Annotated in this window: 12 protein-coding genes and 1 pseudogene; 5 read left to right on the top strand and 8 right to left on the bottom strand. The window is 39.7% G+C overall.

Annotated features, from left to right (window positions below):
- Positions 1-111: 111 nt before the first annotated feature.
- The 8 genes and pseudogenes from noc to rpmH all read right to left on the bottom strand — a co-directional run bounded on the left by noc (position 112) and on the right by rpmH (position 7894).
- Positions 112-972: a nucleoid occlusion protein gene (noc, locus tag QFZ73_RS11345; protein WP_034316169.1), complete on the bottom strand. Its 861-nt coding sequence runs from the start codon at positions 970-972 to the stop codon at positions 112-114.
- Between the two features lie 380 nt (positions 973-1352).
- Positions 1353-2069 carry a 16S rRNA (guanine(527)-N(7))-methyltransferase RsmG gene (rsmG, locus tag QFZ73_RS11340; RefSeq protein WP_251427329.1) on the bottom strand — a complete coding sequence of 239 codons (717 nt, stop codon included), beginning with the start codon at positions 2067-2069 and terminating at the stop codon, positions 1353-1355.
- 30 nt (positions 2070-2099) lie between these two features.
- Positions 2100-3986 carry a tRNA uridine-5-carboxymethylaminomethyl(34) synthesis enzyme MnmG gene (gene mnmG / locus QFZ73_RS11335; protein WP_251427332.1) on the bottom strand — a complete coding sequence of 629 codons (1887 nt, stop codon included), beginning with the start codon at positions 3984-3986 and terminating at the stop codon, positions 2100-2102.
- A 21-nt stretch (positions 3987-4007) separates the two neighbouring features.
- Complete coding sequence (gene mnmE, locus QFZ73_RS11330; RefSeq protein ID WP_251427335.1) at positions 4008-5393, bottom strand: tRNA uridine-5-carboxymethylaminomethyl(34) synthesis GTPase MnmE; 1386 nt, start codon at positions 5391-5393, stop codon at positions 4008-4010.
- Positions 5394-5740: 347 nt separating this feature from the next.
- Positions 5741-6361, bottom strand: a complete 621-nt coding sequence (jag, locus tag QFZ73_RS11325; protein WP_307266015.1) for an RNA-binding cell elongation regulator Jag/EloR — start codon at positions 6359-6361, stop codon at positions 5741-5743.
- Positions 6358-7105 (bottom strand): annotated as a pseudogene (gene spoIIIJ / locus QFZ73_RS11320) (YidC family membrane integrase SpoIIIJ). The gene jag and the pseudogene spoIIIJ overlap by 4 nt, the downstream one beginning before the upstream one ends.
- Positions 7106-7322: 217 nt before the next feature.
- On the bottom strand, positions 7323-7679 hold the full coding sequence (rnpA, locus tag QFZ73_RS11315; RefSeq protein WP_307266014.1) for a ribonuclease P protein component: 357 nt from the start codon (positions 7677-7679) through the stop codon (positions 7323-7325).
- Between the two features lie 80 nt (positions 7680-7759).
- Positions 7760-7894, bottom strand: coding sequence for a 50S ribosomal protein L34 (gene rpmH, locus QFZ73_RS11310; RefSeq protein ID WP_034316183.1), 135 nt, complete (start codon positions 7892-7894; stop codon positions 7760-7762).
- A gap of 932 nt (positions 7895-8826) precedes the next feature.
- Between rpmH and dnaA the strand changes: the two genes are divergently transcribed.
- The 5 genes from dnaA to remB all read left to right on the top strand — a co-directional run bounded on the left by dnaA (position 8827) and on the right by remB (position 13352).
- Positions 8827-10176, top strand: coding sequence for a chromosomal replication initiator protein DnaA (dnaA, locus tag QFZ73_RS11305; RefSeq protein WP_057914144.1), 1350 nt, complete (start codon positions 8827-8829; stop codon positions 10174-10176).
- Between the two features lie 192 nt (positions 10177-10368).
- Complete coding sequence (dnaN, locus tag QFZ73_RS11300; RefSeq protein WP_251427348.1) at positions 10369-11505, top strand: DNA polymerase III subunit beta; 1137 nt, start codon at positions 10369-10371, stop codon at positions 11503-11505.
- Positions 11506-11723: 218 nt separating this feature from the next.
- A complete protein-coding gene (gene yaaA / locus QFZ73_RS11295; protein ID WP_063234316.1) occupies positions 11724-11936 on the top strand; it encodes a S4 domain-containing protein YaaA in 213 nt (70 codons plus the stop codon).
- A 21-nt stretch (positions 11937-11957) separates the two neighbouring features.
- Positions 11958-13076, top strand: coding sequence for a DNA replication/repair protein RecF (gene recF / locus QFZ73_RS11290; RefSeq protein ID WP_048687943.1), 1119 nt, complete (start codon positions 11958-11960; stop codon positions 13074-13076).
- Positions 13077-13088: 12 nt separating this feature from the next.
- A complete protein-coding gene (gene remB, locus QFZ73_RS11285) occupies positions 13089-13352 on the top strand; it encodes an extracellular matrix regulator RemB (RefSeq protein ID WP_034316197.1) in 264 nt (87 codons plus the stop codon).
- The last annotated feature ends 23 nt before the right edge of the window (positions 13353-13375 follow it).

Below are 13375 nucleotides of genomic sequence, written 5' to 3'. Positions count from 1 at the left end.
CAGTAAAATTTCGGGAAAAGTTGAATGTTTTTAAGGTGAAATACCAGTTTTGGAGAGAAAATAAAAAAAGCTTGGTAATCAAAGACTACCAAGCGGGCTAAGGATAGGGAATCAAGTTTTTTTCTTGGGTATTTTAATCGTGAACTGATAATACTCCTCGAATTCTTCTTCCTCTGCATCCAAATTTATTCCATTGTCTGTAACCATACTGAGTGATTGGCGTATGGTATTCACGGCAATCCTCATGTCTTTACTAAACGCTTTTCGTTTAGGTTTCGGCTTTTGCACAGTACCCGTTAAGAGCTTGACGACCTGCTCTTCGGTCTGCTTGACGTTTAACCCTTTTTCGATGATTTCCAAAAGCAGTTTTAGCTGCTTTTCAGGACTCTTCAACGGTATCAACGAGCGGGCATGGCGTTCCGTAATTTGCTTTTGAAGAAGTGCATCCTGGACCTCCTGGGGCAGCTTAAGCAGCCGAAGCTTATTCGCCACGGTAGATTGACCTATTCCCAGTCTTTGTGCCAAAGCTTCTTGGGTTAAACTATGCAGCTCCAATAGTTTTCCGTAAGCCAAAGCTTCTTCAATCGGTGTCAGCTCTTCACGCTGAAGGTTCTCTATCAGCGCAACGGAAGCCGTTTCTGTATCGGTGAAATCTTTGATTATAGCAGGTGCCAATTCCCAGCCAAGCTTTTGCATGGCCCGGAAACGACGCTCACCTGCAATGATTTCATATTTCCCCTGACCATAAGCCCTTACTACAATTGGTTGAATGATCCCATGTGTATGGATCGTTTGAGCCAATTCGGCAATTTTATCGTCATTAAAAACGGTCCTTGGTTGAAATCGATTAGGCACAATATCAGAAATGGAAATTTTTCTTATCTCTTCATTATTATTGCTAGGTGTCTCCATCTCTAGTTGCTCTTCTTCTTTTTCGCCAAACCCAAAGAACCGCGAAAAAGGATGCTTCATCTTCCTACACCACCTTTTAAAACTCCCAAATAACATATTCTCTATTTAAAGGACAAGTCCTGCATACATTTCCCGACATGGTTATACATATGGCCCTTCACTGTAAAAAACATGTCGACTGGCGCCATCAAGGCAATAAATGAGGAATGGCCGGCCAGTTATTATAAATATCGGCCGGATTGCCGTAGATTATTTCCCTGAATCAGCCAGCACAGGGCACACGTTTTAACATGTACCGAAAATGCCTTCTTGTTGGCAAATGCAGTATTGAGTGAAAAGAATAAGGCCATACATTTATAGTAAAAGAAAATAAGGGCCAGTACCAGCCATATATCTGAATCATCTACGCTTACTATGAAAACATACTCATCGTGCAGAGGTCATTCTATAGGCTGCTTATTCGGTGTCCCTGGTTTTCTCGGGTACTTTTTAGGAGTTTTCCTCACTTTTTTTACAGTAATGATGTTTCTTTCACTATTTTCCTCTGGCAATGTGAAAGGATGAATTTCTTCGATTTCTCCGCCTAACGTAAAAACAGCCTTCTTCCCTGTGTCCATTTCATCTTGTGCACTAGCCGCTTTCATGGCAATGAACGTCCCATCCAGTTTAACGAGCGGCAAACATAGTTCACTTAAAACCGACATCCTGGCTACGGCCCTTGCCATGACAATATCATAGGATTCGCGATGCTCCTGTTTTTGGGCGAAGGTTTCTGCCCGGTCATGATAGAAGGAAACTCCCTTTAATTGCAAGGAATCCGCAAGGTGATTCAAAAAGGAAATTCGCTTATTCAAGGAATCCACAATCGAGACGTGGATATCAGGGAAACAAATCTTCAATGGAATACTCGGAAATCCAGCTCCAGCCCCAACATCGCAAATTCGATACGATTTGTTAAAGTCAAAATAGAAGGCTGCACTGATTGAATCATAAAAATGCTTAAGATAAACTTCTTCTTTATCAGTGATGGCTGTTAAGTTCATCTTTTCGTTCCATTCCACCAATAATCGATAATAAGTGTCAAACTGATCAAGCTGTTGAGGAGAAAGCTTGATCCCTTTCTCCAGCAGTGCTTGTTGGAACTGTTCAATATTCATGTTTTCTTCAATCCTTTTCGGGTATTTCCATTACTGAGATACTCTGGCAATCTTACCTTGTTCCAAATAAACAAGCAAAATGGAAACATCAGCGGGATTCACACCGGAAATTCTTGAAGCCTGAGCTACTGATAGCGGGTGGACCTGCTTTAATTTTTGACGTGCTTCCGTTGCAAGACCAGAAATTGCATCATAATCGATATTCTCTGGAATCTTTTTATTCTCCATTTTTTTCAGGCGATCGACTTGCTGCAAGGATTTTTCGATATATCCTTCATACTTGATCTGGATTTCGACCTGTTCCGTCACTTCATCGCTCAGCTCGACATCACTTGGCGCCAACTTCTGAATATGGGAATAATCCATTTCAGGCCGTTTCAATAAATCGGAGGCACGGATTCCATCCTTTAACTCACTGCCGCCACTTGCAGTAATGAGTTCTTGTACCTCTTTGGTCGGTTTGATGAAGTTTGATTTCAGTCGTTCCTTTTCCATTTCAACCGCTTCTTTTTTCATAAGGAAACGATTGTAGCGTTCTTCTTTGATCATTCCTATATTGAATCCAATTTCCGTTAAGCGTAAATCAGCATTATCATGACGCAATAATAAACGGTATTCTGCACGTGAAGTCAGCAAACGGTATGGTTCATTCGTGCCTTTCGTTACAAGGTCATCAATGAGAACACCAATATAGGCATCCGAACGGCTTAAAATCAGTTCTTCTTTACCCATTGCATTCAATCCTGCATTAATACCGGCCATCAATCCTTGTCCTGCTGCTTCCTCGTAACCGGATGTCCCGTTAATTTGGCCAGCAGTATAAAGATTTTTGATTTTTTTCGTTTCAAGTGTAGGCCATAGCTGTGTAGGAACGATAGCATCATATTCAATTGCATATCCAGCACGCATCATTTCCGCCTTTTCAAGTCCTGGAATTGTTTGCAGGATTTTCACTTGTACATCTTCAGGCAGACTGGTGGATAAACCTTGCACATAAACTTCCTTTGTATTGCGACCTTCAGGTTCCAGGAAGATTTGATGCCGTGGTTTATCATTAAAACGTACGACTTTATCTTCTATCGATGGACAATAACGCGGCCCAGTTCCTTTAATCATTCCGGAATACATTGGTGAACGGTGTAGATTCTCGTCAATGAGCTGATGTGTCCCCTCATTCGTGTACGTTAACCAGCATGGCAATTGATCCGTTATGAATTTCGTCGTTTCATAAGAAAATGCACGTGGCACTTCATCGCCAGGCTGAATTTCCGTTTTGCTGTAATCTATGGAAGAACTATTCACACGTGGCGGCGTTCCTGTTTTAAAACGGACCAAATCAAATCCTAACTGCTCTAAATGTTCAGAAAGCCTGATGGAAGGCTGCTGATTATTAGGGCCGCTTGAATATTTCAGTTCCCCTAAAATGATTTCACCGCGTAAATATGTTCCCGTCGTGATTACGACAGTTTTCGCACGGTACACCGCGCCTGTTTTAGTGATGACACCCGTACATACGTCGTTTTCAACTATTAATTCTTCTACCATTCCTTGAATCAATGTCAAATTTTCTTGGTCTTCTATCGTCTTTTTCATTTCTTGTTGATAGAGAAGTTTATCTGCCTGCGCCCGCAACGCACGAACAGCCGGACCTTTAGCCGTATTGAGCATTCTCATTTGTATATGGGTCTTGTCGATATTTTTTCCCATTTCACCGCCTAAAGCGTCAATTTCCCTAACGACTATGCCTTTTGCCGGCCCGCCAACGGAGGGATTGCATGGCATAAAGGCGACCATATCCAAGTTAATGGTGATCATCAACGTTTTAGCTCCGACTCTTGCAGCTGCAAGGCCTGCCTCACTGCCAGCATGACCGGCACCAATAACAATGACATCATAGCTACCTGCTTCGTATTGCATATCCTTTTCCTCCTTTTACGCTTATTTTCCTAAACAAAATTGAGAGAACAATTGATTGATTAAATTATCCTGAACACTTTCGCCAATGATTTCTCCAAGAAGCTCCCATGCTTTCGTGAAATCGATTTGAACCAAATCAACCGGCGTACCCATTTCAATAGCTTCGATTGCGTCTTCGATAGACTGTAATGCCTGCCCCAGCAAAGCTATATGCCTGGCATTGGAAACATAGGTCAGGTCTCCCGTTTCTAAAGAACCCTCGAAAAATAAAGAAGAGATGGCTTCTTCCAATTCATCGACCCCTCGATCCTCCAACAATGAAGTGGAAACAATTTTATGGGATGCTGCCCTTTCCTTAACCCTTACCATATCGATTTTTTGTGGAAGGTCGGTTTTATTGATGATAACGATAACATCCATTCCCTCAACAGCTTGAAATAGTTTCTCATCTTCAGTAGTGAAATCATCGGAATAGTTCAATACAAGCAATATTAAATCAGCCTCTTTTAATACTGCACGAGACCGTTCAACTCCAATTCGTTCAACTATATCTTCCGTTTCGCGAATTCCTGCTGTATCGACAAGTTTTAGCGGTACACCGCGAACATTGACATACTCTTCTATTACGTCACGTGTTGTACCTGGAATATCAGTGACGATTGCTTTATTTTCATGAACTAAGCTGTTAAGCAAAGAAGATTTTCCGACATTAGGGCGCCCTATGATAACGGTCGCAAGCCCATCCCGAAGGATTTTCCCCTGTTGGGCCGTGTGAAGCAGTTTCTCTATTTCATTCTTCACATAACTGCCCTTTTCCAAAAATAAACGATGCGTCATTTCTTCGACATCATCATATTCCGGATAATCTATATTTACCTCGACTTGAGCGAGGGTCTGTAAAATTTCCTGACGCAGATTTTGGATTAATTTCGAAAGCCGGCCTTCCATTTGACCTAATGCAACATTCATGGCTTTATCCGTTTTAGCACGGATTAAATCCATAACGGCCTCAGCTTGAGAAAGATCGATCCTGCCGTTCAAAAAAGCCCGTTTCGTAAATTCACCAGGTTCCGCTAAACGAGCACCTTGTGAGAGAATAAGCTGCAATACCCGATTGACCGAAACGATTCCACCGTGACAATTTATTTCAACTACATCTTCTCTTGTAAATGTCTTTGGACCCATCATGACCGAAACCATGACTTCCTCTATGATTTCTCCTGTTTTAGGCTGGATAAGGTGGCCATAATGAATCGTATGTGATTTCACTTCAAGCAACCCTTTTCCACCTGGTCCCTTAAAGATCCTATCGGCTATTTCTATGGCCTCATCACCGCTGATTCTAACGATGGCGATTGCCCCTTCCCCTAAGGGAGTAGAGATAGCGGTGATTGTATCGAATTCCATGCTTTCACCTCTTATATATTGATGGTTCTATTTTTTTTGGTAATAAAATCGTCGAATCCCTAAATTACTACAATACCACAGTATATTCATGAAAAAAAGTAGATACTCCTTCCTTCCAAGGGTTATCCACATGCAATTCATCCATATTCTGCAACATCCATTTTAACTTATCCACATGTGAATAACAAATATCACCCGCTTCCTTTTCTTCCATTCCCTTTACGAATCAAGAGAATATAAAAAAGAAATATGTCACTTTTTGTTGAATTGATACTTTGTAAACAAATATTCGACACACAACGATATCATGGCCTAAAAAAAAGAACCCCTGCTTAAAAGCAGAAGGTTCATTTAAGTGGAGTAATGACCAAGTGGCGATATGGCTCCGTCCCACTTGAAGTTGTTTTTATTTTTGGATAATCCAAGAGAGCATTATGGATGACCTTACGTTCATAGGATGGCATCGGCTCCAGTGAAACAGATTTACCTGTTTTCATGGCTTTATTCGCCATTCTTTCAGCCAATTGGATTAAAGTGTCATTGCGGCGATTTCGATAATCTTCTGCATCTACAGTAATATTCAAAAACTGCTTCGAATATCGATTTGCTACCAGCTGTGCTAAATACTGAAGTGAATTTAGTGTTTGACCCCTTTTTCCAATCAATAATGCAATTTTATCACCTGATAAATGGAATGTTACGTTCTTACCTTTACGGGTGACATTAATTTGTGCATTGACTCCCATTTCCACGCTGACAGCCTTCAAAAATACAAGAGTCTCTTCAATGGGATCGGCAGGCAATGTCACATGGACAATTGCCTTCCTTGCCCCAAATAAACCAAAAAATCCTTTTTTGCCTTCATCTTCTATTTCAATCTCCACGCGATCCTTAGTGCTGTTCAGTTGAGCTAAAGCTAAATTTACTGCTTCTTCGACAGATTGTCCTGTAGCAGTTACTTTTTTCACTTTTTCTTTGCCCCTCCCGCGTTTTCCGCAGCTGCTTTTCTAAGATCCGGACCTTTGATGAAATATGTTTGAACGATACCAAAAAGGTTACCAACTACCCAGTAAAGAGAAAGAGCAGCGGGGAAATTAATAGCAAAAACAACAATCATGATTGGCATGATGTAAAGCATCATCGTCATTTGTGCCGCCATTTGTGGATTGGAGTTCATTCCAGCCATGGACATCTTTTGCTGGATGAAAGTCGTGATACCTGCAACGACCGGTAAAATATAATAAGGATCCGGGGAACCTAAATCAAACCAAAGAAAACTATGTAAAGCAATTTCTTCCGTACGGCTGATTGCATGGTAAAATCCGATCAAAATCGGCATTTGTACCAATATCGGCAAACATCCCGCCAATGGATTCACATTATATTTTGAAAATAGAGCCATTGTTTCTTGCTGTAGTTTTTGTTGTGTGGCAGCATCTTTTGAGCTGTATTTTGCTTGAAGTTCTTTCATTTCAGGCTGAATGGCCTGCATTGCTTTCGAGCTTTTCACTTGTTTGATCATTAATGGAAGTAATGCTAAGCGAATGATTAGTGTAACACCGATGATTCCCAAACCATAGTTCTCGCCAAATGCTTCAGAAAACCAAATGATCAGGGCTGATAATGGATAGACAATGTATGAATTTCCAAAAACCTTCACTTTCCGCAGTAATAGGTTCTTTAATTTCCGTACACCCTGCTAACAACATCATTATCGAGGCTAGTCCAATAATGAGTAATATTCGTTTTTTCAACCGTAATTTCCTCCTAACTGCAATCAATCTTTTTTGAAACAATTGTGAACTGTTTATTAGAAGATTTCAAGGAAAGGTAATCCAATTTTTCCACAGTTACAATCGGGATTTTCTATGTCATCTGTCTCAAGTAACCACATGATCCGAGGAGTGCTTATTCGATATTAAGGGGACTTTATTGTTTTTTCATTTTAAAGTTTAGTGATTTAGAACGTTTCAGGACATGGATCAAGCTGCTTTTCACCTGGAAAAAGTCCATCTCCGACGCTGGTTTTCGAGCAATCACAATATAATCTTTACCCTCTTCTATATCTTCTTTCAATTCCAAAAACGCTTGCCGTATGTATCTTTTAATTTGGTTCCTTACAACGGCGTTCCCGATTTTTTTACTGACTGAAAGGCCGATCCGAAAATAATCCTGACCCGGCTTTTCAAGGACATAGACAACGAATTGCCGATTAGCAGAAGATTCACCTTTTTTAAATACAAGCTGAAATTCGTCCTCTTTCTTAATCCTTAACTTTTTTTTCATTTTTACACCTTCATTACATGAATTGAGTCTCAGTAAATCCCTTATTTTGCGAAAAAAGACCACTGAGACTTTTCAGTGGTCTATGCAGATAATACTTTTCTGCCCTTACGGCGACGTGCAGCGATTACTCTACGTCCGTTTTTCGTGCTCATACGTGCACGGAAACCGTGAACTTTACTATGTTTGCGGTTATTCGGTTGATAAGTTCTTTTCATTATATGACACCTCCCTGAGGAATAACAGTTAAAGACAGTCTTTACAATTATATAGATGGAGGTTTCTACTTGTCAACCTCATCCATAAAAATATTTCTTTTTAATGCTCAATGTCCAGTAGGCCTTTTTTTACTACCTAGCCTATTGTAAATGATTTTGCTCCGAACTGATATAGAAATTTTTGGGGAAAGGGAAATTTCCATCATTTTATCCATGAGCCCGAATATGAGATTCGCAATGAATCCTCCCTTGATCGACACAACATTCGACAAATAATAAGAATGAACCTGAATCATCTTTCGATCTGTATCATGCAGCCTTCAGGCTTGAACAACTTGGTTCAAATTAAATTAATTCGAGCCTATAATCATGGGTTGTGGATAAAATTCGACATGTTTTTTTCTATCCACAACCCATTTTATAGACTTTTGCACATAACAATAGCTTGTGGAAAAGTTTTTCCCACAAGCTCGGTAAGTTGTGGATAAAGTTTTCTAACCCATTGCAAGACGCCTGAATTTCTGATATTATATTTGTGTTTTCACTCTGAATAACTTTATCAACAGGGAACGTTTATCCACAGACTGTGAATAACTTGTGGATAGTTTATTCGACCTGTGTATATTAATCTGTCCACAGATGGTGGATATTGTCGAAAACCCTTTTTTCTTCTTTATTATATATTTCTTAAAATACCTGTTGATGAATAAACATTCAAATCTACGCTGGCTCACCAGATGTAGTCTGTACAAAGGTTGTACAGCGCAAGATATAGTTTTTAGGCACTTCACATTACACAACACAAAAATCCCTTATACAGCTCACCGAACCTTTGCTGTCAAAATTAATATAAAGACGGCAATCGATGAGTTTATTTGTGCCTATACATTTAGATACAATTATTAAAAATATTTTGCAAAGGAGGGATAAGTTTGGATAACATCGATAGCCTCTGGAACCAGGCGCTCGGAAAAATCGAAAAAAAAATCAGTAAACCAAGCTTTGAAACTTGGCTTAAATCAACCAAGGCTTATTTACTGCAAGGTGATACATTAACAGTCACCGCTCCCAATGAATTTGCCAGGGATTGGCTTGAAGAACGCTATTCCCATCTTATTTCGGATGTATTGTTTGAACTTACCGGTGAGGAATTGGAAGCAAAATTCATCATTCCCCCCAATCAAGAAGATGATGATTTTACCGTTCCTGTTCAGCCTAAAAAGATTAAAAAACAGGATAAAGAACATGCTGCATTTCCACAGCATATGCTGAATGCGAAAAATACCTTCGATACATTTGTCATCGGCTCCGGCAATCGTTTTGCCCATGCCGCGTCTCTCGCTGTCGCAGAAGCTCCGGCCAAAGCCTATAATCCCTTATTCATATACGGGGGCGTAGGTCTTGGAAAAACTCATTTAATGCATGCAATCGGACATTATGTTCTTGAGCATAATCCAAATGCAAAGGTCGTTTATTTATCGTCTGAAAAGTTCACGAATGAATTCATCAACTCGATCCGGGACAATAAAGCAGGGGAATTCCGTGATAGATATCGAAGCGTTGATGTTTTATTAATTGATGATATTCAATTTCTTGCGGGAAAAGAACAAACTCAAGAAGAGTTTTTCCATACATTCAATGCGTTGCATGAAGAAAGCAAACAGATCGTCATCTCTAGTGACCGCCCGCCAAAAGAGATACCTACACTCGAGGATCGCCTCCGTTCAAGGTTTGAGTGGGGCTTGATCACGGATATCACACCTCCTGATCTAGAAACGCGGATTGCCATATTGCGTAAAAAGGCAAAAGCTGAGGGTCTTGATATCCCGAATGAAGTCATGCTCTATATTGCCAACCAAATCGATTCCAATATTCGTGAGCTTGAGGGTGCACTTATTCGTGTCGTCGCTTATTCTTCATTGATTAATAAAGATATAAATGCCGATTTGGCAGCTGAAGCATTAAAAGACATCATACCTAGCTCAAAACCTAAAATAATCACCATCTTAGAAATCCAGAAGACGGTCGGTGAACATTATAGTGTCAAACTTGAGGATTTCAAGGCGAAAAAACGGACTAAATCCGTAGCCTTTCCAAGACAGATTGCCATGTATCTTTCCAGGGAGTTAACGGACTCATCCCTGCCCAAGATAGGTGATGAATTTGGAGGTCGCGATCATACGACCGTTATCCATGCGCATGAAAAAATCTCTAAACTCATGCAAACGGACACTCAGCTTCAACGTCAGGTTAAAGAAATCCAGGACCAGCTGAGGGTATAATAGATTCTGGATAATGTGCATAACTGACGACTACTTACACACAGTCTGTCCACATGTGGATAGACTGTTTTTCCTTAGGTTGAGTGGACTTATCCACATATCAACAGGCCCTACTACTATTACTACTATCTTTTTTAATAAAAATTATTAATAAATATGCCTATTCGGCAATAAAAAATTGGAGGATGAAACATGAGATTTATAATCCAAAGAGATCGATTAGTTCATAGTGTCCAAGAAGTAATGAAAGCAGTCACATCGAGGACGACGATTCCGATTCTAACGGGGATAAAAATAAGCGTTACTAGTGAGGGTGTCACTCTAACAGGAAGTGATTCAGATATCTCCATCCAATCATTCATTCCGGCTGAGGTTGACGGAGATGAGATTGTTGAAGTTAAAAGTAGCGGCGGTATTGTCCTGAATGCTCGTTTTTTCAGTGAGATTGTCAAAAAGCTGCCGATGGATACTGTAGAAATTGAAGTGGAGAACAACTTTCAAACGATTATTCGGTCAGGTAAAGCTGAATTTAATCTAAATGGCCTGGATCCTGAGGAATATCCACATCTTCCGATCATAGAAGAAGAAAATATTTTCAAACTGCCAACAGACCTTTTAAAGACCCTTATCCGCCAAACTGGCTTTGCAGTGTCCACGTCAGAAACACGCCCCATCTTAACAGGTGTAAACTTAAAGGTTCAAGATGACGAATTGACCTGTATTGCAACAGATAGTCATAGGCTTGCAATGAGAACAGCCAAAATAGAAAATAAAATTACCGGGACTTATAGCGTTGTCATCCCAGGTAAAAGTCTGAATGAGTTGAGTAAAATCCTTGATGATACAAACGAACTCATTGAAATCGTCATTACCGAAAACCAAGTGCTTTTCAAAGCTGAAAATTTATTATTCTTCTCAAGACTGCTTGAAGGGAATTATCCTGATACATCACGCTTGATTCCATCAGACAGCAAAACGGATGTGATTGTTCACACTAAAGATTTTCTTCAAGCGATCGACAGGGCTTCTTTATTGGCGAGAGAAGGAAGAAATAATGTCGTCAAATTGACAACCCTTGAAGGCCGTATAATCGAAGTCTCTTCCAATACTCCTGAAATTGGTAAAGTAATTGAAGAGGTTCAGGCAGAAGCCATTGAAGGTGAAGACCTGAAAATCTCATTCAGTGCCAAATTTGTAATGGATGCTCTAAAAGCATTGGAAGGTTCCGATATAAAAATTAATTTCACAGGTGCAATGCGTCCGTTTGTCATTCGTCCGCTACATGATGATTCCATGCTGCAATTAATTCTCCCGGTAAGGACTTATTAAGCTAAAATAATATTTCAAAAAAATTAAAGGCTGTATAGCAGGCCTTTAATTTTTTTATATTTAAACATAGGTTTCCAAAGGGTTTTTAGTGTTTTTTAATGCTGTACGGATCGCTGAATCGCTAAAAACAAGAACTGAAAAAGCTATACTTTGTCTTAATGGGATTAATTTAGTAAAATGAAATATTAAAGACTACTTAGAAATGAGTGAGGCATGAAATGGACTCCATAAAAATCAGTACCGAATATATTACGCTTGGACAATTCTTGAAATTGGCCGATTTGATCCAAAGCGGCGGAATGGCAAAATGGTTCTTAAGTGAATACGAGGTTTACATTAATGGCGAATTAGACGTGAGAAGAGGCAGAAAATTAAGATCAGGTGATAAAATAGAGATTCCTGGATTTGGCACCTACACAATTACAAGCTAAAACATAAGGGAAGAGCGGAATATGTATATTGAAAATATAAGTTTGAAAAATTACCGCAACTATACCGAATTGAATCTGACTTTTGAGAATAAAGTCAATGTAATCCTCGGCGAAAATGCTCAAGGAAAAACAAATGTCATGGAATCTATTTTTGTTTTAGCAATGGCAAAATCTCATCGGACCTCAAATGATAAAGAACTTATTCGCTGGGATGAAGAGTATGCTAAAATAGAAGGAAGAGTTAGAAAGAGAAATACCTCAATACCACTTGAGCTGACCATTTCAAAAAAAGGGAAAAAGGCGAAATGCAACCATATTGAACAAAGAAAGTTGAGTCAATATGTCGGAAATATGAATGTGGTCATGTTTGCGCCTGAGGATCTTAACCTCGTAAAGGGAAGTCCTCTAGTCAGACGCCGTTTTATAGATATGGAAATTGGCCAGGTTTCTCCCGTATACCTTCATGATATGAGCCAATATCATAAAATACTTCAACAAAGAAATCATTACTTAAAGCTTCTGCAGACCCGGAAACAAACGGATACGACGATGCTTGATGTGCTGACTGATCAATTTATTCAGTATGCAGCGAAAATTGTCGAAAGAAGATACGAGTTTCTTTTAAAGCTCCAGCAATGGGCAGAGCCGATTCATTCGGGGATCTCCAGAAATCTAGAAGTATTGAAAATCCAATATAAACCGTCGCTTGATGTATCAGAATCTATGGATTTGACGAAAATGATAGAAGTATACACAGAAAAATTTGATAAAATAAAAACAAGGGAAATTGAACGGGGTGTAACACTGGTAGGTCCCCATCGTGACGACCTGGTTTTTTTTGTGAATGACCGTGATGTCCAGACATATGGTTCACAAGGACAACAGCGTACGACTGCACTGTCTTTGAAACTTGCCGAAATTGAGCTGATCCATGAAGAAATCGGCGAGTATCCCATTTTATTATTGGATGATGTGTTATCGGAACTTGATGATTTCCGTCAATCCCATTTACTGAATACGATACAAGGGAAAGTTCAAACATTCGTGACGACACCCTCCGTTGATGGAATCGATCATCAAACCCTAAGAGAAGCGTCCACCTTTTATGTTAGTCAAGGAAGTATAAAAAAGGTTAAATGATGAGGTGAAAGTATGTATCTCCATATTGGTGAAGACATTCTTGTGAAAACGGACGATGTCATAGCCATTTTAGATAAGAAGCTGCTTCAGGCCTCTCCAATCATGAGTGAATTTTTGGAGAAAAAGTCTGATGTAACTTCCCATTTAGCAAAAAACTCGGTTAAATCGATTGTAGTGACGGACAAACAGGTATATTATTCACCGCTTGCGTCGTCCACTTTGAAAAAGCGTTCACTGCAGCCATCGCTCTTAATCGATGATATAGATATTCTTTGAATTGTAGCTAAACGTTATAATTA

This window comes from Peribacillus sp. V2I11 (assembly GCF_030817135.1).
In the GTDB taxonomy this organism is placed as follows: domain Bacteria; phylum Bacillota; class Bacilli; order Bacillales; family DSM-1321; genus Peribacillus; species Peribacillus simplex.
This window is presented reverse-complemented; position numbering and strand designations above follow the sequence as displayed.

Bases quoted from the DNA above. Each gene is read 5' to 3' on its own strand.
- noc (WP_034316169.1), bottom strand. From the start codon at position 972: ATGAAGCATCCTTTTTCGCGGTTCTTTGGGTTTGGCGAAAAAGAAGAA.
- dnaN (WP_251427348.1), top strand. From the start codon at position 10,369: ATGAGATTTATAATCCAAAGAGATCGATTAGTTCATAGTGTCCAAGAA.
- recF (WP_048687943.1), top strand. From the start codon at position 11,958: ATGTATATTGAAAATATAAGTTTGAAAAATTACCGCAACTATACCGAA.
- remB (WP_034316197.1), top strand. From the start codon at position 13,089: ATGTATCTCCATATTGGTGAAGACATTCTTGTGAAAACGGACGATGTC.
- rsmG (WP_251427329.1), bottom strand. From the start codon at position 2,069: ATGAATATTGAACAGTTCCAACAAGCACTGCTGGAGAAAGGGATCAAG.
- mnmE (WP_251427335.1), bottom strand. From the start codon at position 5,393: ATGGAATTCGATACAATCACCGCTATCTCTACTCCCTTAGGGGAAGGG.
- rpmH (WP_034316183.1), bottom strand. From the start codon at position 7,894: ATGAAAAGAACTTATCAACCGAATAACCGCAAACATAGTAAAGTTCAC.
- mnmG (WP_251427332.1), bottom strand. From the start codon at position 3,986: ATGCAATACGAAGCAGGTAGCTATGATGTCATTGTTATTGGTGCCGGT.
- rnpA (WP_307266014.1), bottom strand. From the start codon at position 7,679: ATGAAAAAAAAGTTAAGGATTAAGAAAGAGGACGAATTTCAGCTTGTA.
- yaaA (WP_063234316.1), top strand. From the start codon at position 11,724: ATGGACTCCATAAAAATCAGTACCGAATATATTACGCTTGGACAATTC.